This window comes from Staphylococcus sp. FSL K6-3157 (assembly GCF_038005145.1).
Lineage (GTDB): Bacteria > Bacillota > Bacilli > Staphylococcales > Staphylococcaceae > Staphylococcus > Staphylococcus equorum.
This window is the reverse complement of sequence record NZ_JBBOSM010000001.1, coordinates 1,611,680-1,636,118: the sequence shown is the minus strand read 5'-3', so window position 1 is coordinate 1,636,118 and position 24,439 is coordinate 1,611,680. Positions and strand designations below refer to the sequence as shown.

Below are 24,439 nucleotides of genomic sequence, written 5' to 3'. Positions count from 1 at the left end.
CTTATGAAAAACAATGAAATAATTAAAAATTTATCGTTAGAAGAAAAAATTAAAATTGTAACTGGCCATGCATTTTGGTATACGCATGACCTAGAAGATAAAGGATTAAATGCACTACTACTAACTGATGGTCCTTCTGGGGTAAGAAAGCAAGAAGAGGGAGCTGATGCTTTAGGCTTAAATCAAAGCATAAAAACTATTAGTTTTCCAAGTTTAGCACTAATTGCTAGTTCATTTGATAAAAATTTGCTACGTCAATATGGTGAATATTTAGGACAAATAGCAAAAAGTGAAAAAGTTAATGTGTTGTTAGGTCCTGGTATAAATATTAAAAGAAACCCTTTGGCTGGTAGGAATTTTGAATACATGTCTGAAGATCCTTTAGTAGCTGGTAAGCTTGCAACAGCTTATATTAATGGTTTACAGTCTCAGGGTATTGGATCAAGTGTAAAACACTTTGCCGCTAATAATAGAGAGAATCAACGATTTACCAATTCTTCTAATATAGATGAACGAACACTGAGAGAAATTTATCTTAGTGCATTTGAAACAGTTGTAAAATATGCTCAACCAGCTACGATTATGAGTTCTTATAATGCTATTAACCATGTTCCTGTTTCTGAGAATAAATGGCTACTTACAGATGTGCTGAGAAATGAATGGGGATATCAAGGTGTCGTTGTCTCTGACTGGTCGGCGATAAAACATCGTTCCAATTCATTAAAAGCAGGGCTGAATTTAGAAATGCCTGGTAAGGGACAAAGCACATTGACTGAAGTAACAAATGCTGTAAAAAAAGGCGAATTGGACGAGCATATACTAGATATCTCAGTGGATCGTGTTTTAACGTTAATTAAACAACATCAAATCAAAGATGAAGCGCAGTCTTATGACAAAGCGAGTTACCATGATTTCTCAAGAGTACTAGCAAATAAAAGTATTATTTTATTAAAAAATGAAAACAATAACCTACCAATAAATTCATCATCATTAGGCTTGATTGGTGAACTTGCAGCTAAACCAAGAATTCAAGGTGGCGGTTCTTCTAAAGTTAATCCATATAACATTGTAACGCCATTGGAAGCTTTTAATAAACATCAAGTTGAATATGCTCAGGGTTATTACATTAGTAATCATGAAGTAGATCAAAAGCTTCAACAAGAAGCAGTAAAAGTAGCGCAACAAAACGACCAAGTAATATTATTTTTAGGCTATCCTGAAAGTTATGAAACTGAAGGATTCGATAAAAATGCTTTAGCATTACCAGACAATCAATTAACATTATTAGATGCAGTAACGAGAGAGAATCAAAATGTAACTGTTGTTTTACAAAATGGTGGGACAGTACTTATGCCTTGGGCACATAAAGTGAAATCTATTGTTGAAACCTATTTATCAGGTGAAGCAGTAGGAGAAGCAATCAAAGATGTCTTAACTGGTAAACAAAATCCAGCAGGTAAATTAACAGAAACTGTTCCAAAACGACTTGAAGACGTTCCCTCGTATTTAACATTTAATCAAAGTAAAGTAGAAGAAGATTACAGAGAAGGCATATATGTAGGTTATAGATATTATGATACAAAACATATCAAAACGCAATTTCCATTTGGCCATGGTTTAAGTTATACAACCTTTGAGTATTCTAATATCAAAATTGCTCCTCAAGAAAATAGCTTGAAAATTAATCTGGATATCAAAAATACTGGGAAAATATTTGGGGAAGAAGTTATACAAGTTTATATTGGAAATCGTGCAAGTGATATAGATATGCCACTCAAAGAACTTAGAGATTTTGAACGTATTGCTTTAGATGCAAACGAATCAAAAATAATTACGTTTGATATACCTTATAAAGCTTTGCGCTGGTTTAATAATAATACGAGACAATGGCAAATAGATGATGGAGAGTACGTAGTATATGTAGGTTCTTCAGTTGAAGATATCAGATTAGAGCAATCAATTACTTTAGATATAACTAATCAAACAAAATCGTATTGGATTCATGAAGATACTTATGTATATGAATTAGTGTTAAGAAAAAATGAAATCAAACAATCACTGAAACAATATCAATTAGACGAACTCATAGGTAAGGTAACAGAAGATCCAGAACTTGCGCCACTTTTTGAAAATTTACCATTACGTTCACTTATAATGCTCGATATGGATATAGCGACAGTACATGACTTTATCAATGCCGCAAATGAAGAATTAAAGCATAAATAATTATATGTAAATTGATTGTTATAAAATGCAGCGCAATTTAATTTATTTAGTATTTTTATACTATACGATGTTGCAATATGATTATTAAGATTTGTAGTATAAATACAAAACCCCTCACTGTGCCAGTAGTGAGGGTTTTGTTCGTGTGGCTTTATCATTACATTTGCATAGAACAATATACATATAACATATACGCATCAATACAGTTTGAATACTTAAAATTAAGGTTTTTCTAAAAACGCTTATAAAAGCGTTTGATAATAATTAAGCTTTAACGCTATGATTGAATAAATAGGCGTAATATCTAAAGTTATGTTAAAATTTAAGAGTTAAATTAACTAATTAAGTTAAAGAAAATTAAATGGATAGCGATAACATAAATGCTAATTTTTACTAAATAGATAAATGTAAAAACATTGATATAATGCAACTTACATATTCAAAATTAAGTATAATCCAAATTGATAATTTAAAAGTAAGAAACTAATAGAAGGATTGTGAAATATCAAAATGACTAACCAAACTCCTATGATGCAACAGTATTTAAAAATAAAATCACAATATCAAGATTGTCTATTATTTTTTAGATTGGGCGATTTTTATGAAATGTTTTTTGATGATGCGAAAGAGGCGTCAAGAGTATTAGAAATCACTTTGACGAAAAGGGATGCCAAAAAAACGAACCCAATACCGATGTGTGGTGTACCTTATCATTCAGCAGATGGCTATATTGAAACATTGATTAGCAATGGATATAAAGTAGCTATATGTGAGCAAATGGAAGATCCAAGACAGACTAAAGGTATGGTTCGTCGCGAAGTTGTTAGAATTGTTACTCCTGGAACGGTAATGGATAAAGGTGGCGTTGATGAAAAACAAAACAACTATATATTGAGTTTTGTGAAAGATAGTGTCGCTTATGCATTAAGTTATTGTGATGTTTCAACTGGAGAGTTGAAAGTTACACATTTCGAAGATGAAGCGACGCTAATGAATGAAATTACAACTATTAATCCTAATGAAATCGTCGTAAACGAGAATATTGATGATGATTTAAAACGACAAATCAGTTTAACAACTGAAACGATAACGGTATTATCGGAAATTTCAGATGCACAATATAATGTAAATACTATGAAAGAACACAACTTGTTTAATGCGACACAATTGTTGTTAGATTATATATATCACACACAGAAAAGAGATTTATCCCATATTGAAGCAGTTGTTAAATATGAAGCGGTAGACTTTATGAAAATGGATTTTTACGCTAAACGAAATTTAGAATTAACAGAAAGTATTCGTTTAAAAACTAAAAAAGGAACATTGCTCTGGTTAATGGATGAGACTAAGACGCCAATGGGTGCCAGACGATTAAAACAGTGGATTGATAGACCACTTATCCATAAAGCACATATAGAATCTCGTTTAGATACAGTAGAACAGTTTCTTAATCATTTCATTGAAAGAGACACATTAAGAAATCATTTGAATCAAGTTTATGATATTGAACGCTTAGTAGGCCGTGTAAGTTATGGTAACGTCAATGCACGTGATTTAATTCAGTTGAAACATTCTATTTCAGAAATCCCTAATATTAAAAATCTACTTAATGATTTTGATGAACAGATGACTGCACAATTTAAAGCGCTAGAGCCTTTAGAAGAATTACTTGGCTTACTAGAAGAAAGTTTAAAAGAAGAACCACCAATCTCTGTAAAAGAAGGTGGCCTTTTTAAAACTGGTTTTAATAGTGAGTTAGACGAGTATTTAGAGGCATCTAAAAATGGAAAGTCATGGCTAGCTGAATTACAGGCAAAAGAACGTCAACGTACTGGCATTAAATCGTTAAAGATTAGTTTTAATAAAGTGTTTGGTTACTTTATTGAAATTACTAGAGCGAACTTACAAGGTTTCGACCCAACAGCATTTGGATATCATCGTAAGCAAACGTTATCTAATGCAGAACGTTTTATCACAGATGAATTGAAAGAAAAAGAAGACATCATTCTTGGTGCTGAAGATAAAGCAATCGAATTAGAATATCAATTGTTTGTTCAACTAAGAGAAAAAATTAAAACCTATACAGAACGTTTACAAAAACAAGCAAAAGTTATATCAGAACTTGATTGTTTACAAAGTTTTGCAGAAATTGCGCAAAAATATAACTATGCACGTCCAACTTTTAGCGAAGACAAAACACTACAATTAATCAATTCGCGTCATCCAGTTGTCGAACGCGTGATGGACCATAATGATTATGTGCCAAATGATTGTGAATTAGATCAAGATACATTTGTCTATTTAATAACTGGGCCTAATATGTCTGGTAAATCCACATATATGCGTCAAGTAGCCATAATTAGTATCATGGCTCAAATGGGAGCATACGTCCCTTGTGAATCGGCAACGCTCCCAGTCTTTGACCAGATATTTACAAGAATAGGCGCCGCAGATGATCTTGTATCAGGTAAAAGTACATTTATGGTTGAAATGTTAGAAGCGCAGAAAGCACTCGCACATGCGACAGAAAATAGTTTGATTATTTTTGATGAAATTGGAAGAGGTACTTCGACCTACGATGGATTAGCACTTGCACAATCAATGATAGAATACGTTGCGAATACGTCTCATGCTAAGACACTATTTTCTACGCATTATCATGAGTTAACAACATTAGATCAGTCTTTATCTTGTTTGAAAAATGTGCATGTAGCAGCAAACGAATACAAAGGTGAACTTATCTTCTTGCACAAGGTTAAAGATGGCGCAGTAGATGATAGTTATGGTATTCAAGTAGCTAAATTAGCACATTTACCTGACGAAGTAATTTCACGTGCGCAAGTCATATTAGATGCGTTTGAACAGACTGACAAACAAGAAAACCAAGTCGTAGTTAACAAACTTGAAGTAGACTCAAGTATTCAAGATGCGCAATACTCAAATGTAGAAGAACCAGTTGCAACATATCCTGAGCAATCGGAATATGCAAAACAGGATGACAAAAGAAATCAATTTGAACAAACAGCATTTGAACTATTTGATGCGCCGGTCGAGCAATCTGAAATAGAAAATGAAATTAAGACGTTGAATTTATCTAATATGACACCGATAGAAGCATTAATTAAATTAAGTGAATTACAAAAACAATTGAAATAGAGGTGAAGTCAAATGGGTAAGATTAAAGAGTTGCAAACATCATTAGCGAATAAGATTGCTGCTGGGGAAGTTGTTGAACGTCCAGGTTCAGTAGTCAAAGAGTTATTAGAAAATGCCATTGACGCCCAAGCGACTGAAATCAATATCGAAGTTGAACAATCTGGCGTAGCATCTATTCGTGTCGTTGACAATGGTACGGGTATTCATATAGAAGATTTAGGTCTCGTCTTTCATCGACATGCAACAAGTAAACTAGATGCAGACGATGACTTGTTTCATATTCGCACACTTGGATTCCGTGGAGAAGCATTAGCAAGTATCTCTTCTGTTTCCAAAGTGACACTGAAAACATGTACAGATAATCAAGAAGGCCAAGAGATTTATGTGGAAAATGGTGAAATTCTTAATCAAAAACCTGCAAAGGCGAAACAAGGTACTGATATATTAGTTGAATCATTATTTTATAATACACCAGCGCGCTTAAAATATATTAAAAGTTTATATACTGAATTAGGTAAAATTACAGATATCGTAAATCGTATGGCGATGAGTCATCCAGATATCCGTATTTCACTTATTTCGGATGGCAGAACGATTCTAAAAACAAATGGTTCAGGACGTACAAATGAAGTTATGGCAGAAATATATGGGATGAAAGTGGCTAAAGATTTAGTACACATTACGGGTGAAACAAGTGACTATCGCTTAGAAGGCTATGTTGCTAAACCAGAACATTCCCGAAGTAATAAACATTATATATCTATTTTTATTAATGGTAGATATATCAAAAACTTTTTAATAAACAAAGCAATTTTAGAAGGCTATCATACACTGCTAATGATTGGCAGATTTCCAATTTGTTATATTAATATTGAAATGGATCCGATACTGGTCGACGTCAATGTGCATCCAACTAAATTAGAGGTACGTTTATCTAAAGAAGATCAGTTGTTTGAACTAATCGTAGAAAAAATACGAGAAGCTTTTAAAGATCGTATTTTAATACCACAAAATGATATGAATAAATTGACGCAGAAAAATAAAGTGCTGGATAAATTTGAACAACAGAAAATTGATTTTGAGAAACGCAAACAGCAAAGAGATGCTACACATTCAACGAATTTGAATTTTGACCTTGATGATAATCAACCCAATGAAACAAATCAATCTAATCAAGCCTTAGATAATACACTCTCAAGTCCGAATACCACTGCAGACGATTCCTATTCAGTGCAAGAATCGACTTATGATTATGCTAAGGCGCAAAAAGATGTGTTGACTGATATGGAAGAACAAGATATTACTGATACATTAGCACCTTCTGAAGAGGTAGCTGACGCATCAGATATTAAAGGAAGTATCAGTAGTAACCCATCACAGCGTATACCTTATATGGAAGTTGTAGGTCAAGTTCATGGCACATATATTATTGCGCAAAATGAGAACGGTATGTTTATGATTGATCAACATGCTGCACAGGAACGAATTAAATACGAATATTTTAGAGAAAAAATAGGTGATGTCTCTAATGAAATACAAAATTTATTAATTCCTTTAACTTTTCACTTCTCCAAAGACGAGTTGATGATTATCAATCAGCACGTAGAAGAATTAGATAAAGTAGGCGTGCATTTAGAACCGTTTGGTGGTAATGATTATATTGTTGATAGTTATCCAGTGTGGTTTCCTGCTGCTGAAGCGGAAGAAATTATTAAAGATATGATTGAGTATGTCTTAGAGCATAAAAAAGTGAATGTTAAAAAAATACGTGAAGAAGCTGCTATTATGATGAGTTGTAAGAAATCAATTAAAGCAAATCACTATTTAAAAAATAATGAAATGGCAGATTTAGTGAATCAATTGAGAGAAACAGAAGATCCGTTTACATGTCCACATGGCAGACCGATAATCATTAATTTTTCAAATTATGAATTAGAACGCTTATTTAAGCGTATTATATAGGAGGTTAGTGGATGAAGCCATATATTTTACCGGCTATTCGCTCAATGAAAGATTTAGAAAAACTGATACAGACAGATTATAAAGAATGTGTATTATTAGATACGCATATAGGTCATATCAAAAGCATTATGGAATTGATGAAGAAGAATAATATAGAAGTGTATATGCATATCGATTTAATTAGAGGTATGAGTCACGATGAATTTGCTTGTGAATTTATCATTCAAAACTATCATCCCAAAGGTATCGTATCAACAAAAACGAAAGTTATAAACAAAGCCAAAGCGTTGAATACGACTACTGTTTTTCGCGTATTTATTCTAGATAGTCATGCACTAACTAGAAGTATTGAGCTTATAAAACGTGTTGAACCTGACTTTGTTGAAGTGTTGCCTGGTATAGCAACAAAGGCAATAAAAATCATTAATGAAGAGACAAATACGTCTGTGATTGCTGGTGGTTTGATTAATGATGTTGAGGAAGTTGATGTTGCGGTGGAAAATGGTGCGAAATATATCACTACAAGCGATAGGGATTTATGGTAATACAACTAAAGTAGTTAAATTAACAGTCGTTCTAATAAAGAATAAAGATTGAATGGCATTGACTATAATGTAATTGTCTTACTAGAATTAGCTATTTTAGAAACGCATTAAATCATTTTATTAATGTATAATCATTTCTAAAGCTTATAGCTAATTCTTTTTTTATACCATTTTTTAATGAATAGTATTAATTTACATAAATCAAAATCCTAGGGGAGATTTAATGATAAAACCAAGAAAATTATTAAGAGGTGACACTGTTGCAATTGTATCTTTATCTTCTGGTTTAGCGGGAGAAGATTCGATTTTATGGCGAACTAAACAAGGAATCGAACGACTTGAATCCGTGTTTGGTTTGCATGTGAAAGTCATGCCCAATGCACTCAAAGGTATTAAATATGTACGTGAACACCCTGAACTGCGTGCTTCTGATTTAAATGAAGCATTACAAGATAGTGATGTAAAAGCGATTATAAGTTGTATTGGTGGTGAAGATGCCATTAGAATATTACCTTATGTAGATTTTCAAGCAATTTACGATAACCCAAAAATTTTCTCGGGTTACTCTGATTCAACGACTGTCCACATGATGTTTTATAAAATGGGTATTGTTAGTTTTTATGGACAAGCCTTATTAACAGATTTTGCGGAGAATATAGAAATGGATAGCTATACAATTAATGATATTGAAAAATGTTGGTTCAATAGTTCAGCGATTGGCGAACGATTGCCTACGCCTTATACAAGACCAACAGGATTAGAATGGAAAGTAGAAAATAAAAATGTTGCTAGGACTAAACGAGATAACCAAAGTTATGAAGTTATAAATGGAGCTGATATTGTGAGTGGCCATTTAATCGGAGGTAACTTAGAAACGTTTGTGAGTTTGATAGAAACTTCCATATTTCCGGAATTAGAGCAATTTAATCATGCGATACTTTTTTTGGAAACTTCAGAAGATACACCATCTCCTTTAGAATTTTCAAAAATGTTTAACCAATTATTACAAATAGGTGTGTTAGATAAAGTTGAAGGCATTGTTTTTGGTAAACCATTTAATAAAATATATTATGAAACGTATAAAAATGAAATATTAAAAATTATTAAAAAAAGTAAAAATCCAAACGTTCCAATTTTATATAATTTGTCATTTGGACACAATGAGCCCAAGCACAGCATGCCTTATGGCTTATCAGCAAAAATAAATTGTTATACTCAGCAATTCGAAATTAAAGAAAGCGCTGTTATTGATTTTTAAATTGTGGCAATTTTTTTACAAAAAAGGATTGACAACGCTTTCAATAGAGGTGTAAGATAAACACAAGTTAATAATTAGAACAGAGATGGGAGATTTCTACAGTCATTAAACCAGTGTATTAACGCTGGACATAATTGTAGGAATCTCTTTGTCTTTTTTTAGGAGGAGTCTCTATGAGTGTATATTTTGCTGAATTATTGGGAACAGCAATATTAGTATTATTTGGGGGTGGCGTTGTTGCCAACGTTAATTTAAAACGAAGCAATGGTAACGGTGCTGATTGGATTGTAATTGCCACAGGTTGGGGACTTGCTGTAACTATGGGCGTTTATGCTACAGGTGAAATATCTGGTGCGCATTTAAATCCGGCCGTTACATTAGCGTTCGCAATGGACGGTGCATTAAGCTGGGGTATGGTTCCAGGATACATCATTTGTCAAATACTTGGTGGTATCATCGGTGGTACTTTAGTTTGGTTAATGTACTTAGCGCAATGGAAAGCAACTGAAGACAAAGATACAAAATTAGCTGTGTTTTCTACAGCACCAGCAATAAAAAATTACTTTGCCAACTTCTTAAGTGAAATTATTGGTACTGCTGCTTTAACAATGGGCTTATTATTCATTGGGATGAATAAAATTGCTGATGGTTTAAATCCACTAATTGTTGGTAGTTTAATCGTTGCTATTGGCTTAAGTTTAGGTGGTCCAACTGGATATGCCATTAATCCTGCTCGTGATTTAGGACCACGTATTGCACATGCTATTTTACCAATTGCTGGTAAAGGTAAATCAAATTGGAGTTATGCAATTGTTCCAGTTTTAGGACCTATTACAGGTGGTATGATGGGTGCGGTTATTTATAGATTATTCTATAAAGGTGCTTTTGATATGATGTCTGTTGTATCAATTGTGTTGCTAATCGTAACAATTGCGCTTGGAATCGCTTTAAATAAAGCAAAAAGTGCAAAAGGTATCGAATCAATTTATTAAATAAGTTTTAACTGTCCTGTTTATACGTTAAAATATAAACAGGTCTTATATTATAAAAAAATAAATAATATGAATATGTTTGTTGGATTATTAAAATAGAATGTATATAAATATGTTGTTGGGAATTATTCATTTTACATACATTATTGTCCATCCTACAAACATAATATAAGGGAGATTATCATTATGAAAAAATATATTTTGTCAATTGACCAAGGTACAACAAGTTCAAGAGCAATTCTTTTTGATCAAGATGGAAAAATCCAAGGCGTAGCACAACGTGAATTCAAACAATATTTTCCTAAATCAGGTTGGGTAGAGCATGATGCAAATGAAATTTGGACATCTGTTTTAGCAGTTATTGCTGAAGTGTTAAATGAAGAGAATATTGGCGCAGATCAAATCGCGAGTATCGGTATTACAAATCAACGTGAAACAGCAGTAGTATGGGATAAACATACGTCTCGCCCAGTATATCATGCAATTGTATGGCAATCTCGTCAAACACAAAGTATTTGTCAGAACTTAAAAGACCAAGGCTTAGAAAGTAAATTCCGTGAAAAAACAGGTCTTTTATTAGATCCTTATTTTGCAGGTACAAAAGTAAAATGGATACTTGATAATGTAGAAGGTACTAGAGAAAAAGCTGAAAATGGCGATTTATTATTCGGAACAATAGATTCATGGTTAGTATGGAAATTATCAGGTGGACAAGCACATATCACAGATTATACAAATGCAAGTCGTACATTAATTTACAATATTCATGATTTGGAATGGGATCAAGAATTATTAGATATTTTAGAAATTCCAAATTCAATGCTCCCTGAAGTAAAATCTTCAAGCGAGGTTTATGCTAATACTGTAGATTATCATTTCTTCGGCAAAGAAGTGCCGATTTCTGGTATCGCTGGTGACCAACAAGCAGCATTATTCGGTCAAGCATGTTTCGAACGTGGTGATGCGAAAAACACTTATGGTACTGGTGGATTTATGTTAATGAATACAGGAGAAGAGGCAGTTACTTCTAAAAGTGGTTTATTAACGACTATTGCATATGGTATCGATGGTAAAGTCAACTATGCACTTGAAGGATCTATCTTTGTTTCAGGCTCTGCAATTCAATGGTTAAGAGATGGATTAAGAATGATTAATTCAGCACCACAATCAGAAAATTATGCAGAACGTGTTGAATCAACAGAAGGTGTTTATGTTGTGCCAGCATTTGTTGGTCTTGGTACACCGTACTGGGATGCAGAAGCACGAGGTGCTATTTTCGGACTTACACGCGGTACTGAAAAAGAACATTTCATCCGAGCTACTTTAGAATCATTATGTTATCAAACACGTGACGTATTAGAAGCTATGGAAAAAGATTCAGGTATCAAAGTAAATAATTTACGTGTTGATGGTGGCGCAGTTAAAAATAATTTCATCATGCAATTCCAATCTGATATCTTAAATGTTGGTGTTGAACGTCCAGAAATTAGTGAAACAACAGCATTAGGTGCAGCATACTTAGCTGGACTTGCAGTTGGATTCTGGGATAGTAAAGATGAAATTGCTAACCGTTGGAAGTTAGATAAGCAATTCAATCCAGATATGGTAGAACAAGAAAGAGAAAAACATTACAAAGGCTGGAAGAAAGCTGTAGAAGCTACTCAAGTCTTTAAATTAGACGATGAGTAAAAAAATTAGACTTAAAAGTGTTATCTATGCTACAATACGGGTAAGTTAATAATATCGAGATGAGAAATGAGAGATTCAATTCGTACAATTATATATGTATGGGATGAGTCTCTCTTTTTTTAATACTTTAGGAGGCGCTGGATTTTATGAGTTTATCAACTTTAAAAAGAGAACAGATTAAGAAAGAATTGAAAAATGACGCTTATGACGTTGTGATTATCGGTGGCGGAATTACCGGAGCTGGGATTGCTTTAGATGCTAGTAACAGAGGTATGAAAGTCGCTTTAGTAGAGATGCAAGACTTTGCACAAGGTACAAGCTCACGTTCTACTAAATTAGTTCATGGTGGCTTACGTTATTTAAAACAATTACAAGTAGGCGTGGTTGCAGAAACTGGTCGCGAACGTGCGATTGTTTATGAAAATGGTCCACATGTAACGACACCAGAACGTATGCTGTTACCATTGCATAAAGGCGGATCTATGGGTAAATTCACTACATCGATTGGTTTAGGCGTTTATGATAGATTAGCAGGTGTTAAAAAAGCTGAACGTAAAACAATGTTAAATGCAAAAGAAACACTTGCAAAAGAACCACTTGTTAAGAAAGCTGGTCTTAAAGCTGGTGGCTCTTATGTTGAATACCGTACAGATGATGCACGATTAACTATTGAAGTAATGAAACGTGCTGAAGAAAAAGGCGCTACTATCATTAACCATACAAAATCTGTTCATTTCACATATGACTCAAATGAAACAGTTAATGGTATTCAAGTAGAAGACCAAATTAGCAATGAAACTTACCCAATTAAAGCTAAAAAAGTTATCAATGCAAGTGGTCCATGGGTAGATGAAGTACGTAGTGGCGATTATGCACGTAATAATAAAGAATTACGTTTAACAAAAGGTGTTCATGTTGTAATTGATCAATCTAAATTCCCATTAGGTCAAGCTGTATACTTTGATACAGAAAACGATGGCCGTATGATTTTTGCTATTCCACGTGAAGGTAAAGCATATGTTGGTACTACAGATACATTTTATGACAATGTTAAGACATCACCATTAGTTAACCAAGAAGATAGAGATTATTTAATTGAAGCAATTAACTATATGTTCCCTGATGTTAATGTATCTGATGAAGATATCGAATCATCATGGGCTGGTGTAAGACCACTTATTTTAGAAGAAGGTAAAGATCCTTCAGAAATTTCTCGTAAAGACGAAGTTTGGGAAGGTAAATCTGGTTTATTAACAATTGCAGGTGGTAAATTAACTGGTTACCGTCATATGGCAGTAGAAATTGTTGATTTATTAGCAAAACGCTTAAAATCAGAATATAAACTTACTTTTGATAAAGCGGCAACAAAACACTTAACAATCTCTGGTGGCGATGTAGGCGGCAGTAAAAACTTTGATAAATATATTGAACAAAAAGTTGAAGATGCAAAAGCTTATCAAATCGACGAAGCGACTGCACGTCACTTTGTATCTAAATATGGTTCAAACGCTGAAGAGTTATTTAAAATTGCACAAACTGCGCAATATCAAGAAACTGGTTTACCGTTAGATATCTACACAGAATTAATTTATTCAATTCAAAATGAAATGGTTCACCGTCCAACTGATTTCTTTATCCGTCGTACAGGTAAATTATATTTCAAAATTGATGATGTATTAAATTATAAAGAACAAGTAATCGATGTAATGGCTGAATTATTAGGCTATACAAATATTCAAAAAGAATTATATACAAAAGAATTAGAAACTGCGATTAAAGAAGCACAAACAGGTAATAACCAACCAGCAGTTAAAGCGTAAATATTAAAACTGGCGACAAGGTCTTAGGACTTTGTCGCCAGTTTCAGAGTGCCGACAAAGTCTCCGACTTTGTTGGCACTTTTTTGTGCAAGCTTTCCGCGGGCACAGCCTCAGCCTGTAGTCTTCGGCTAGTGCTTTTCCCACAGGAGTCAGCACAAATTATCGCCATTTTCAAACAAAAATAATATAATATATTTAAATTAAACAATGGTGGTGTTTGTAATGTTGAATAAATCAACCGACAAAAGAGATCAATATGAAATGATTTCAATATCGGAATTAGTTCCTAGTAATCACTTATTACGTAGAGTAGATAATATATTGGATTTAAATTCCATTTATGAACTTGTCGAAGACAAATATTGTCTTGATAATGGAAGACCATCAATTGACCCTGTAATTTTAGTGAAGATATTACTTATTCAAAGATTATTTGGAATAAAATCAATGAGACAAAAGATAAAAAAAATAGAAACGAACGTAGCTTACCGTTGGTATTTAGGTTATAGCTTTTTAGATAAAGTACCTCATTTCGGTACATTTAGTAAAAACTATACACGTCGTTTTCATGATACAGATTTATTTGAACAAATATTTGAAAGAATTCTTAAAATCGCAATAAAAAATAATTTAATAGATCATTCATCTTTATTCATTGATTCAACCCACATAAAAGCAAACGCAAATAAAAATAAATATATAACTGAATTAGTGAAAAAAGATTCTCTTCATTTCCAAGAAGAATTAGATAATGAAATTAATGAATAAAGATTATCTCAAGGAAAAAAGCCTATAAAAAAGAAAAAGAAAGAGGAATACAAAAGTAAAAAAAGTAAGTACGCCTGATCCGGACTCTGGTTACTATGATAATTATATTTGTCCTAACGATGAAATATTAATATTTAAACGAACAATGCCAACAGGTCACAGATTGTATGTATCCAATCCTAACAAATGTCGTCATTGTCCTTTGTTAAATCAATGTACAGAGAGTAAAGATGCGACCAAACAAATAAGACGACACGTATGGCAAAATGATTTAGATATAATGGTTTGTCTATCTCAATATATCTACGTGTTACTTTATCTCATAATATGTACAGATATCTTTTTTATTGAAGGTGGTAGATAAATCTAAAAAGTAAGGGCTTTGCCACTTTTGTGTTTTTAGTGCAGTCTTATTCAAATTGGATTCCCAATTCGGATAAACACGCATTGCCATTTTTCCTTTGTGTTTAGTAGATGTTATTATGCCGTTTGCTAACAAGATATCTTTCGGGAAAATAAATTGTCCTGTACGGGCACCATCAATAATATTAATAACCAAGTAATCTTTAGAATTCTCGCAATTAAAAGGGATATTTTTAGCTATTTCATTTTTTTGCCACATTGCAACGAAATAACCAGTTTTTTTAGGTGTCTTCTTAGCTAAACGACTTTTAAAAGTGTGATGAGTTAAGCTAAAATTAAAACCTTCATATTCACGATTCCATTTTTCAATTTCAAAATTAACTGGGGAAAAGTCATTTACCATTTCATCCATTTTATTTATTAACTTTTTAGAAGCATATTCTTCAAACATAATAATAAACCACCTTTGCTAAATTATATTTGTGTTTTTGTTTTCAGAAGCAAATTATACAAAAAGCCAATTACTGTGTTGAGAGCATTAATATACCTAAGATAACTATAAAAATATAAATCCATTTTTCAAAATGATTATGGTGTGTCTTTTTCGATAAATACTTACCTAATAAAACTGCAACAACCAATATAGGTAAAGTAGCTAAGAATAATCGAATAGTTTGGCTCGTCCATATACCGCCTAATAATTGACCCATGACAACAAAGATAGCTGTTAATAGAAAATGAGCTTGAATTGTACTTTTAAAGTCTTTAATATGCCATTGACTTAGCGTTCCGAAAATAACGATTGGTACACCGTGAGAATTATAAACACTGCCTAATACACCAGAAACAAGTCCTGCCAAACCTTCCCATAGAGAAGATTTTAGTTTGATTTTAGAATGGTGGGTGAGAAAAACGGTTTTGATAAAAGCATAAATACCATAAAGAATTAGAAAAATAGCTAATAGTAATTGGATTTTCCCAGTATCAAAATGATGGAGTATCCATATGCCTACAGGTATGCCGATTAAACTACCTGACATCATGACTGCCAAAGTTCTATATTTAATATGCTTCATTTCAGAAAAAATATTAAATAAAGCTACAGTTAGACCAGCGATACCAACTAAAGATATAGCTGTTTTTATGTCTAAACCTATTAAAGCTAATAAAGGCATGCTTATTAAAGCTTCTCCAAAGCCAAAGTATGTACGTACTAAAGCACCTAAGAATATAGCTAATAAAATAAAAATAAAAACTGTTATATCCATTAGATGTCCTCCTCGATGAATTGTTGTCTGTGTTACATTTTATGTTGAGTACAAATAACTCGATACTTATTACTTACTGATTCAAAATGTAGCTAAACCAATTGCTATAAGAGCATTTGATATTAAAAAATATTTTTCTTTGAGACAAACTGTGTTCATTAATTGCTTTATTTAATAATTATTAGAAATGAAGAAAAAGGTTTGTATGCATTTGTCTCCATATAGTTTAACCAATAAACTATCAACAAAGTTATTGATATAGTCGACAACCTGACTTAATACTTGATATTGAGTATAACATTTTTAAAATAGAATTATATTAGTGTTTCGAATAATAATCACGTTTTTATTAAGTAAAACATTTGCTTGAGTTTTTATAAAATCAATGTTTTTTAATATATCGTTGTCTAGTGGTTAACGTTTTGCATTCTATTTGATAACATTGAATTTTGAGGGTATATTGTATAGTATAAGAAGTTTGAAATGATGCATGATTTGGGGGCTATCACATGAGTCAAAAGGAATTTAAGATTACTGTTGAAGATGGCACAATGTTAGAAGTGAAATTAGATAAAGCCAAGCATGAAACAATTGGTGTTGTACATTTGCTTCATGGTATGGCAGAACATATGGGAAGATATGATGAACTTGTTGAATCGTTTAATCAACAAGGATATGATGTATTACGCCATAACCATAGAGGTCATGGGAAAGAAATAAAGGAAAAAGAACGTGGACATATAGATGATATATCGCAAGTTGCGGATGATACATATGAAATTGCGCAGACAATGTGTACACACTACACGAACATCCCATACATTATGATAGGTCATTCTATGGGTTCTATTATAGCCCGTATATTTGCTCAAAAATATCCTGATGCAGCGCAAGGTTTAATTCTTAGTGGCACAGCCCAATATCCAAAGTATTTAGGTCTACCTATTGCTGTGTTAATGAAAATCATTACTTTAATATTAGGAAAACGACGTCGATTGAAGTGGGTTAATCGATTAATGTATAAATCATTTAATAAAGATATTAAAAATCAAAAAACTTCAAGCGATTGGTTATCTAGCGATGCTCGAGAAGTAGCTAAATTTATCAAAGATCCAAACACTGGTTTTTTAGTTTCCAATCAACTCATATACCAAGTAATAAAACACGCGTTAGGCACAAGTCGTGTAAAAAACATCGAAAAAATGAATATAGAACTTCCTGTATTGCTCATATCGGGTAAAGATGATCCGTTAGGTGGCAAAGGTAAAGGTATTAGAAAACTAGGGAAATTATATAAACGCTGTGGCGTGAAACATGTAACCGTCCATTTATACAAAAATAAACGTCATGAAGTTTTATTCGATACGGATTCTGATATTACATGGAATAACATGTATGAATGGATTGAAAAGCAAATTTTAAAAAAGATAAATAACAATAGTAAATAAAGAGAGTTGATATACACGTGCATAACGATAAACCTTTTTTAATCGTACTTGTAGGTCCGACTGCTGTAGGAAAGACAGAATTCAGCATTGAATTAGCGAAAAAATTTAATGGTGAAATTATCAGTGGCGATTCAATGCAAGTATATAAACATATGGATATAGGTACAGCAAAGATAACGTCAGATGAAATGTCAGGTGTGCCACATCATATGATAGATATATTAGAGCCAGATGAAACATTTTCTGCGTTTGATTTTAAAAATAGAGCGCAGCAATTAATAACTGAGATTACTGATAGAGGATGTGTGCCTATAATTGCTGGAGGCACGGGCTTATATATCCAGTCTTTGATTCACGATTATGCGTTTGAAGATGAAACAATCACAGCCGAAGAAAGTGAAGTAGTAGACAAAAAGTTAGCAGAATTAGATCAACTATCAAATGAAGTGTTACATCAGTATTTATCATCATTTGATAGTGAGTCTGCAGAAGATATTCATCCCAATAATAGAAAAAGAGTGCGCAGAGCAATTCAATATTATTTAAAAACAAAAAAACTTTTAAGTTCTCGAAAGAAAGTTCAACAATATACAGAAAATTATGATACATTATTATTAGGGATAGAAATGTCGCGTGACATATTATATCAAAGGATAAATAAACGCGTAGATATAATGTTGGAACGTGGTTTACTTGATGAAGTGAAACAACTCGTAGATGCGGGATATGAATCATGTCAAAGTATGCAAGCTATAGGCTATAAAGAAATGTTGCCTGTAGTGAAGTGCGGTACAAATAAAAATGACGCAATAGATAAATTAAAGCAACATTCTCGAAACTATGCAAAGCGACAGATGACTTGGTTCAAAAATAAGCTAGACGTAGTATGGTTAGATAAAGAGAAAATGTCACTTTCATCGATGTTAGATGAAGTTTCAGTCCAAATAAAGAAAAGGAGTATAGAACATGAAGACAACAGAAAACATCCAAGATAAATTCCTAGGACAATTTAAGACTGATCAAACAAAAGTGATTGTGTTTTTAATGAATGGTTTTCAAATGAAAGGTGTTATTGAGGATTATGATAAGTATGTAGTATGCTTATTATCTCAAGGTAAACAGCATTTTATTTATAAACATGCTATCAGTACTTTCACAATTGATGATGCACCTCAAACATCATAATTAGAAAATATATAATTAAAAGTTAAAAACTAAATAAGCTACACTCGATTAATTGATATCTAGTTTGGGTATAAAGTGATTTCTTTACTTGATGTATGAGAACGAATATACTTTCTAATTAAAAAATCAACGTACATTTTGAAATTGTACGTTGATTTTCTCATTTATTATAACTTTTTTATTCTATTAAATGTTATTTTTGAAAAATTCAATAGAAACGTCTTTATACTTGTGTGATTTAGACTCATAAAACATCCCTTGAATGTCATTGCCTCGTGAATTATCTTCACAAATTTCTCTACCACATTCAAGAAATTGATCAATGATTTCTGGTTCTACAGGAACACTATGGTGTGATGGCCAAGTAATTGTAAATTGGTTGCTATATGTTTTTAAGTGTTTTATTGATTCTAAATACGTACTGACAGAAGTTGCATAATCTATATTCAAAAGGACAGGAGCTTTGCAACAAGCATCACCACTATATAGAACATGATTTGTTTCATCAAGGATACAAAGTGATCCAGGGGAATGTCCAGGCACTAGAATTAAGGAAAGTTTTCTGCCGCCCAATTCAAACTCCATGTCTTCTGTAATGAATGTAACATCCTGTTTTTGAGTTGGAAAATTATACATAGAGAAAATATTCTGCATTTTTAATGAAAAATGAAAGTTGTATACTTCTTCATCTGCTCTATGCATATATACAGTTTCAAATATATTGTTTCCACCTGTATGATCAAAATGGCCATGTGTGTTAAGAACCTCTAATGGTAAATTTGTTAATTCGTTTACTATACGATCAAGAGGTATCATTCCCATACCTGTATCTAGTAATAATGCTTTATCCTTTCCAATTAATAAATACATATATACACTCATCAATTCATCGTACTCTTCTATTCGCCAAGTTGTATCATTTATTTTATATATTTTATATTCCATAAATCAGCATACCTCCTATTTAAAAAGCATTACATTGGAGCCTTCATATTTTTTCCATTCATCCTGCGTTTTGGTTGGAACATTTGGGTTACCAGTTTTTATAAAATTCGTCCAAAAATCAAGCATTTTTTCTGAAAGCTGCACATCATCTTTAGTCATCGGTCTCCAACATCTATTAAGTGTTCCGAACGTATACCATAATTCTGATGAATGAAACGCACCATCTTGGTTTCCGGGAAGGTCGTGGTCAAAATAATATAAATATGTTTGATTATTTCCATTATTATTACATACTTCTATGAAGTCACTCGCTGCATCAAACAGCATACCTCGACTTTTATTGGAAGGTTCTTCATACAAAAGGTCTTTTGAAGTTGAACCTAAGATATAAGGAATATCATACATTTTTCCTTCTTTAATGCTTTTTTGAATACTATCTGTTAATACATAGTCATCGATACAGGGAGAAAACATTATGTCACCATAAGAGGAATCATGTGATAGGTAAGCATTTAAAAGGTGCTCTGCTGTTTCGTTTTCAAGTTCTGTAATATTACCAATTTTAAGTTGATTTAAAAGCTCATAATAAAAACGATAACCTTCTTCTAATGAAGTTTCAGCAGATAGTCCTTTCAGTATACCAGCACCACTTTGCATAATTGCTTTATTAAAAAGTCCCTTAGTTAAAGGGCTTAGACATAAGGCTTGTACACTCATTGCACCTGCTGATTGTCCCATAAGTGTAATGTTTGAAGGATTGCCACCGAAACTTTGTATGTTATCTTTTACAAAACGAATCGCTGAAATTTGGTCTAACAAACCATAATTACCAGTATGACCATCCTCTTGCTTTCTATCTGGAATATTTAAAAAACCAAATACCCCCAATCTATAATTGATGGTAACTAAAATTACATCTCTCTCAGCATATGCTTTACCATCAAATTCTTTTTCATAGGAAAAACCATGATCAAATGCACCACCGTGAATCCAAATAACCACGGGATATAATTTATCTTCTATTCGATTTGGGCTCCAAATATTTAAGTAAAGACAATCTTCAGAGCTTTTATTATTGTAAAAAGCATCATCATAAAATTCTTTACCGTAAAGTGTTACTTCTGAAAGGTCTGGTTGAGGACATTTTGGCTTGAATGAAGTAGCATTTAAAGTACCTTCCCAAGGTTCAATAGCGGCAGGTGCTCTGAAACGCAAAGAATTTGTTGGGGGTTTTGCATAAGGTATACCTCTAAACTCGTTATACGTAGTATGTTTTATGCCTTTGATACTACCCATTTTGGTCTTTACCGTTGTATATTGCATTTACACACCTTACCTTTCTTTACTTTGCAAAAAATTCTCCAGTATATTTTAATGCAGTTTCAGATTCTGGTGTTGGAAACATAGGGAAAACATGGAACAATCCATCCCATACTTTTACTGATACATCTACATCAGCGTCTTTACACTTTTTTTCTAATTCCATCGTATCGTCCCATAGTACTTCTTCGGTGCCTACATTAATATTTAATTGCGGGAAGCCTTTGAAATCGCCGAAAATTGCAGAAACATATGGACTGAAACTATCACTATTTGCAAAATAATCAATTTGATTATTAATATTACTTTGAATAACTGGATCTCTATCAGCTCTTGTCTTACGGCTTTCATATTCATAATTTATATTTACAACTGGAGAATGCAGGCATATTTTACCAGGTAAAGGTTCATTATTATCTTTTAAATAGTGTGTCATAGTTAATGCTAGGGCAGCACCTGCAGATTCTCCTAAAAGATAGATGTTTTCTGGTTTGTATCCCATTTCTATAAGCCCTTTATAAACTTTAATACATTCCGTCATAGCCGTTGGATGTTGTACTTCAGGATATTGACTATATTCTATTGAAAATCCATCCATATTGGCATAATACAATGCGGTCGTGCATAAATATCTTCTAGAAGCAACTGAAGCAGTTGCAAAGCCACCACCATGAATAAATAATACGATTTTATTATTTAAGCTTTCATTTCTTTCACTCGTGAATTTATAAAATTCACCCGAAATCCCATTAATTTCATGTTCATAATACTCAATATCTTTTGGAGTTGGAATATCGCCTAACATTTCATTCGTTTTATCTCTTGCTTGTAGAATTAATTCAGGAGTTAATTCTATACCTTTAGTAGATTCTTTTGTTTGTCTATTAAATTTTATATATTTTTCCATTTCATTACTGAACATATTTAATATCCTCTCTAATTTATTGAATTTTTGAATAAAATCATACTGTAATTCACAACTAGTAATCTATTTAATTCTTTATCTATATATTATTCAAGGAAATTTATAATCAATTTAATTCTTGTAAAAAACCATTTCTTTTTTTAATGAATTGTATCGTTGCATCTGATTTAACATTAGCAATATAGCCATGTCCTTCTTTGCTCTTATTAATATCTGGAATGTATAATTCAGATTTAACATTATGTTTTTTTAGCTCATCATAATATTCTTTTGATTGAACTTTGAATGAGCCCTCATTTCCATCTGTTATAAATGTTGGAGGGAAATCTTTATTAACATACTTTATTAAGTTCATTTGATCTTCGGTAGATTGATTATATGAAATAATTGGATCGCCAATATACGCCCCCATGGCTTGACCAAATAAATAATCATTCATTTTATTTTCTTCTTTAGTACTATGTACTTTTGAAGGCTTTAAAGATGGAACTTCTAGAACTTGAGCACGAATATTTTTTACATTCATAACGGGTTTTACATTTATACTCTTTGCGTATTTTTCATTAGACTGAATTGTTACAAATTCAGCTGCTATTTGACCGCCTGCGCTTCCCCCAGAAATGACCATGTCTTTGGTATTTATGCCATATTTATACCCATTTTTTTGTAAAAATTGGATAGCATTAGATATTTGTTTTACTTGAGTAGGGTGATCATACTCTGGTGCAAAAGCATAATTGACTGCTACAACGTTATAACCATTATCTATCATTTTTTTATAATGATATGGTAGATAGCTTTCATTACTATCAGAGTTTGGATCACCACCCATTTTATCTCCAGCTACAAAACCACCACCATGAATATAAAAGAAAGTTGGTCTATTCGGATCAAGATTTCCTTTCTTAGTCATGACGTCTAAAAAGCCTCTAGGATATTCTGAATCATATTTAACATTACTGTACAATTTATACTTATCGTCGAGTATAGATGTTTTTTGTTCAGATTTAGTGTAGTTTTCAACTCCCATAACTGACTGGAGTGTTTTATTAAATGAAGTTGAGCTGATACTAAACACAAATAGAAGAACTGAGATAACGATAACCAAAACTAAAATTAACATTTTTATTATGTTAAGAATTATCGAAATAACACTGCCATGTTTCCTTGATATAATGAAAAATCCATAAACAGCTAAATTAATAAAAATAATAATTAAGGTTAGTTGAGAAATATACCAAAATATAACTTGCTCACTGAATAACCAACAAATTTCAGTAACAGAGAAGATTACTATAGAAAAAATAAATAGTTTTTTTAATTTTGATGAAAGGTCATTTTTCACTAAAAATAAAACTGCAAATAATGTGAGTATTATTGCTATCCCTATTGCTAAATGATAGTTGATTAAAACCATTTGACCCCAAGATAAAAGCATAAATACTAAGGAAGAAACTAGAAATTTAATTTTCTTTCTCATTTGAAATGATGTTCTCCTTTGTACTTTGTAAACATTTATTAATCGAGTTTAAAGAATTAAATAATTCTTTAAGTTGATTAGAAGATAGTGATTTTAATGCAGGACTTACTTCTTTAATTAGTATTTGTCTAGCTTGATTTAATTTAAGTTCGCCTTGATTAGTAAGGTTTAAATAAATAGTTCTTCTATCTTTATCACTTGTAGAGCGTGTTAGATTTCCTTTATCCACTAATTTATTAATAATTGATGTAACGGAACTTTTTTTTACATTAGTAACTTGAGCAATTTTGCTTGATGTAGAAATTTGATGATGACCTATTAAATTTAAGATATTGAATTGGTCAGGTGTTAAATCATATTGCTTTAATAAATTAAGTTGAATAGAGTATATTGCGTTACTCATCTGTTGAAATTCCTGAGAAAAGTCATCGAATATTGTCTGTTCCATAAAAAACCGCCTTTTAGTTTCTCTTTCTAATAGTTAGACTATAAAACTAAAATGCTGTATAAATATGGAATTGTCAATTAAAAAAGAGAATTTAAAATGTAATTAATTTCGTATGTTCAAAAATCCAACACTATACCTATGTTCATAAAAGGCCTTGTGTTTAAGTTATGGTACATTGAATTTGTAATATTGAAGGTTTATATTTTGAAAATAGGTTATACAAGAGTTTCAACTGGATTACAAAAATTGAATTTACAGTAAGATCAATTGAATATAGTTGTGAAAAAATATTTAGCGACCATATTAATGGATCAAAAAGTAAACCACTTGGGTTGGATAAAGTAATTGAATTTGTGAAATATGGAGATATGATTGTTGTTTGGAGACATGACATACTAGGGCGTAATTTGGAGGACTTAATCACATAAGTTAATGAACTAAATTAGAGTGTTGTAAGTTTCTATAGTTCAGTTATAGGAATTCTATAATAAAAAGACAACGTACATTTTTAAATAGTACGTTGTCTTTCTCATTTATTACGTGAAGTGAGGGCGTAAAGTCTCTGATTTTGTCGGAATTTTTTATTCGCGTTATTCATGGACGCTTCTTAAGTTCGTAGTAGTAATCTAGCGACTTTT

Annotated in this window: 18 protein-coding genes and 2 pseudogenes; 13 read left to right on the top strand and 7 right to left on the bottom strand. The window is 32.1% G+C overall.

Annotated features, from left to right (window positions below; all coding sequences use genetic code 11):
- Positions 1-3 precede the first annotated feature (3 nt).
- The 9 genes and pseudogenes from MHB47_RS07885 to MHB47_RS13465 form a co-directional block, all read left to right on the top strand.
- Complete coding sequence (locus MHB47_RS07885) at positions 4-2,226, top strand: beta-glucosidase (protein WP_340756035.1); 2,223 nt, start codon at positions 4-6, stop codon at positions 2,224-2,226.
- A 510-nt stretch (positions 2,227-2,736) separates the two neighbouring features.
- Positions 2,737-5,385 (top strand): DNA mismatch repair protein MutS, encoded by a 2,649-nt coding sequence (mutS, locus tag MHB47_RS07880; protein ID WP_340756034.1) that lies wholly within the window; start codon positions 2,737-2,739, stop codon positions 5,383-5,385.
- Between the two features lie 12 nt (positions 5,386-5,397).
- Complete coding sequence (mutL, locus tag MHB47_RS07875; RefSeq protein WP_340756032.1) at positions 5,398-7,347, top strand: DNA mismatch repair endonuclease MutL; 1,950 nt, start codon at positions 5,398-5,400, stop codon at positions 7,345-7,347.
- Between the two features lie 11 nt (positions 7,348-7,358).
- Complete coding sequence (locus tag MHB47_RS07870) at positions 7,359-7,892, top strand: glycerol-3-phosphate responsive antiterminator (protein ID WP_002507808.1); 534 nt, start codon at positions 7,359-7,361, stop codon at positions 7,890-7,892.
- Between the two features lie 223 nt (positions 7,893-8,115).
- Positions 8,116-9,150 carry a S66 family peptidase gene (locus tag MHB47_RS07865; RefSeq protein ID WP_340756030.1) on the top strand — a complete coding sequence of 345 codons (1,035 nt, stop codon included), beginning with the start codon at positions 8,116-8,118 and terminating at the stop codon, positions 9,148-9,150.
- 173 nt (positions 9,151-9,323) lie between these two features.
- Positions 9,324-10,142: an MIP/aquaporin family protein gene (locus tag MHB47_RS07860; RefSeq protein WP_340756029.1), complete on the top strand. Its 819-nt coding sequence runs from the start codon at positions 9,324-9,326 to the stop codon at positions 10,140-10,142.
- A gap of 186 nt (positions 10,143-10,328) precedes the next feature.
- The gene (gene glpK / locus MHB47_RS07855) at positions 10,329-11,831 is read left to right on the top strand and encodes a glycerol kinase GlpK (protein ID WP_340756027.1); all 1,503 of its coding nucleotides are present in this window, start codon (positions 10,329-10,331) and stop codon (positions 11,829-11,831) included.
- 146 nt (positions 11,832-11,977) lie between these two features.
- On the top strand, positions 11,978-13,651 hold the full coding sequence (locus MHB47_RS07850) for a glycerol-3-phosphate dehydrogenase/oxidase (RefSeq protein WP_002507804.1): 1,674 nt from the start codon (positions 11,978-11,980) through the stop codon (positions 13,649-13,651).
- Positions 13,652-13,873: 222 nt separating this feature from the next.
- Positions 13,874-14,206, top strand: a pseudogene (locus MHB47_RS13465) (transposase); the annotation flags it as partial.
- Positions 14,207-14,729: 523 nt separating this feature from the next.
- Here MHB47_RS13465 and MHB47_RS07840 read toward each other — a convergent pair.
- Both MHB47_RS07840 and MHB47_RS07835 read right to left on the bottom strand, forming a co-directional pair.
- The gene (locus MHB47_RS07840; RefSeq protein WP_340756023.1) at positions 14,730-15,233 is read right to left on the bottom strand and encodes a MepB family protein; all 504 of its coding nucleotides are present in this window, start codon (positions 15,231-15,233) and stop codon (positions 14,730-14,732) included.
- A 70-nt stretch (positions 15,234-15,303) separates the two neighbouring features.
- On the bottom strand, positions 15,304-16,050 hold the full coding sequence (locus MHB47_RS07835) for a sulfite exporter TauE/SafE family protein (protein WP_340756022.1): 747 nt from the start codon (positions 16,048-16,050) through the stop codon (positions 15,304-15,306).
- 509 nt (positions 16,051-16,559) lie between these two features.
- Here MHB47_RS07835 and MHB47_RS07830 point away from each other — a divergent pair.
- From MHB47_RS07830 to hfq, 3 genes are read left to right on the top strand one after another with little or no spacing between them, the layout of a single operon-like run.
- Positions 16,560-17,498 (top strand): alpha/beta hydrolase, encoded by a 939-nt coding sequence (locus MHB47_RS07830; protein WP_340756020.1) that lies wholly within the window; start codon positions 16,560-16,562, stop codon positions 17,496-17,498.
- A 17-nt stretch (positions 17,499-17,515) separates the two neighbouring features.
- A complete protein-coding gene (gene miaA / locus MHB47_RS07825) occupies positions 17,516-18,493 on the top strand; it encodes a tRNA (adenosine(37)-N6)-dimethylallyltransferase MiaA (RefSeq protein WP_340756018.1) in 978 nt (325 codons plus the stop codon).
- Entirely contained in the window at positions 18,465-18,683 is a 219-nt protein-coding gene (hfq, locus tag MHB47_RS07820) for an RNA chaperone Hfq (RefSeq protein WP_002507796.1), read from the top strand. Before miaA ends, hfq begins: the two co-directional genes overlap by 29 nt.
- 186 nt (positions 18,684-18,869) lie before the next feature.
- On the opposite strand, the gene MHB47_RS07815 is transcribed toward hfq, so the two are convergent.
- The 5 genes from MHB47_RS07815 to MHB47_RS07795 form a co-directional block, all read right to left on the bottom strand.
- Positions 18,870-19,628, bottom strand: coding sequence for an MBL fold metallo-hydrolase (locus MHB47_RS07815; protein WP_340756015.1), 759 nt, complete (start codon positions 19,626-19,628; stop codon positions 18,870-18,872).
- Between the two features lie 15 nt (positions 19,629-19,643).
- A complete protein-coding gene (locus MHB47_RS07810; RefSeq protein WP_340756013.1) occupies positions 19,644-20,951 on the bottom strand; it encodes a carboxylesterase/lipase family protein in 1,308 nt (435 codons plus the stop codon).
- A 19-nt stretch (positions 20,952-20,970) separates the two neighbouring features.
- The gene (locus MHB47_RS07805; RefSeq protein WP_340756012.1) at positions 20,971-21,870 is read right to left on the bottom strand and encodes an alpha/beta hydrolase fold domain-containing protein; all 900 of its coding nucleotides are present in this window, start codon (positions 21,868-21,870) and stop codon (positions 20,971-20,973) included.
- A 109-nt stretch (positions 21,871-21,979) separates the two neighbouring features.
- Complete coding sequence (locus MHB47_RS07800; protein ID WP_340756010.1) at positions 21,980-23,353, bottom strand: alpha/beta hydrolase fold domain-containing protein; 1,374 nt, start codon at positions 23,351-23,353, stop codon at positions 21,980-21,982.
- Entirely contained in the window at positions 23,337-23,801 is a 465-nt protein-coding gene (locus MHB47_RS07795) for a MarR family winged helix-turn-helix transcriptional regulator (protein WP_340756008.1), read from the bottom strand. The genes MHB47_RS07800 and MHB47_RS07795 overlap by 17 nt, the downstream gene beginning before the upstream one ends.
- A 204-nt stretch (positions 23,802-24,005) precedes the next feature.
- Here MHB47_RS07795 and MHB47_RS07790 point away from each other — a divergent pair.
- Positions 24,006-24,226: pseudogene (locus tag MHB47_RS07790) on the top strand (recombinase family protein); the annotation flags it as partial.
- Between the last annotated feature and the right edge of the window lie 213 nt (positions 24,227-24,439).

Bases quoted from the DNA above. Each gene is read 5' to 3' on its own strand.
- MHB47_RS07800 (WP_340756010.1), bottom strand. From the start codon at position 23,353: ATGAGAAAGAAAATTAAATTTCTAGTTTCTTCCTTAGTATTTATGCTT.
- MHB47_RS07815 (WP_340756015.1), bottom strand. From the start codon at position 19,628: ATGGAATATAAAATATATAAAATAAATGATACAACTTGGCGAATAGAA.
- MHB47_RS07850 (WP_002507804.1), top strand. From the start codon at position 11,978: ATGAGTTTATCAACTTTAAAAAGAGAACAGATTAAGAAAGAATTGAAA.
- MHB47_RS07840 (WP_340756023.1), bottom strand. From the start codon at position 15,233: ATGTTTGAAGAATATGCTTCTAAAAAGTTAATAAATAAAATGGATGAA.
- MHB47_RS07835 (WP_340756022.1), bottom strand. From the start codon at position 16,050: ATGGATATAACAGTTTTTATTTTTATTTTATTAGCTATATTCTTAGGT.
- MHB47_RS07885 (WP_340756035.1), top strand. From the start codon at position 4: ATGAAAAACAATGAAATAATTAAAAATTTATCGTTAGAAGAAAAAATT.
- MHB47_RS07810 (WP_340756013.1), bottom strand. From the start codon at position 20,951: ATGCAATATACAACGGTAAAGACCAAAATGGGTAGTATCAAAGGCATA.
- hfq (WP_002507796.1), top strand. From the start codon at position 18,465: ATGAAGACAACAGAAAACATCCAAGATAAATTCCTAGGACAATTTAAG.
- MHB47_RS07860 (WP_340756029.1), top strand. From the start codon at position 9,324: ATGAGTGTATATTTTGCTGAATTATTGGGAACAGCAATATTAGTATTA.
- MHB47_RS07805 (WP_340756012.1), bottom strand. From the start codon at position 21,870: ATGTTCAGTAATGAAATGGAAAAATATATAAAATTTAATAGACAAACA.
- mutS (WP_340756034.1), top strand. From the start codon at position 2,737: ATGACTAACCAAACTCCTATGATGCAACAGTATTTAAAAATAAAATCA.
- MHB47_RS07830 (WP_340756020.1), top strand. From the start codon at position 16,560: ATGAGTCAAAAGGAATTTAAGATTACTGTTGAAGATGGCACAATGTTA.
- MHB47_RS07795 (WP_340756008.1), bottom strand. From the start codon at position 23,801: ATGGAACAGACAATATTCGATGACTTTTCTCAGGAATTTCAACAGATG.
- glpK (WP_340756027.1), top strand. From the start codon at position 10,329: ATGAAAAAATATATTTTGTCAATTGACCAAGGTACAACAAGTTCAAGA.
- mutL (WP_340756032.1), top strand. From the start codon at position 5,398: ATGGGTAAGATTAAAGAGTTGCAAACATCATTAGCGAATAAGATTGCT.
- MHB47_RS07870 (WP_002507808.1), top strand. From the start codon at position 7,359: ATGAAGCCATATATTTTACCGGCTATTCGCTCAATGAAAGATTTAGAA.
- MHB47_RS07865 (WP_340756030.1), top strand. From the start codon at position 8,116: ATGATAAAACCAAGAAAATTATTAAGAGGTGACACTGTTGCAATTGTA.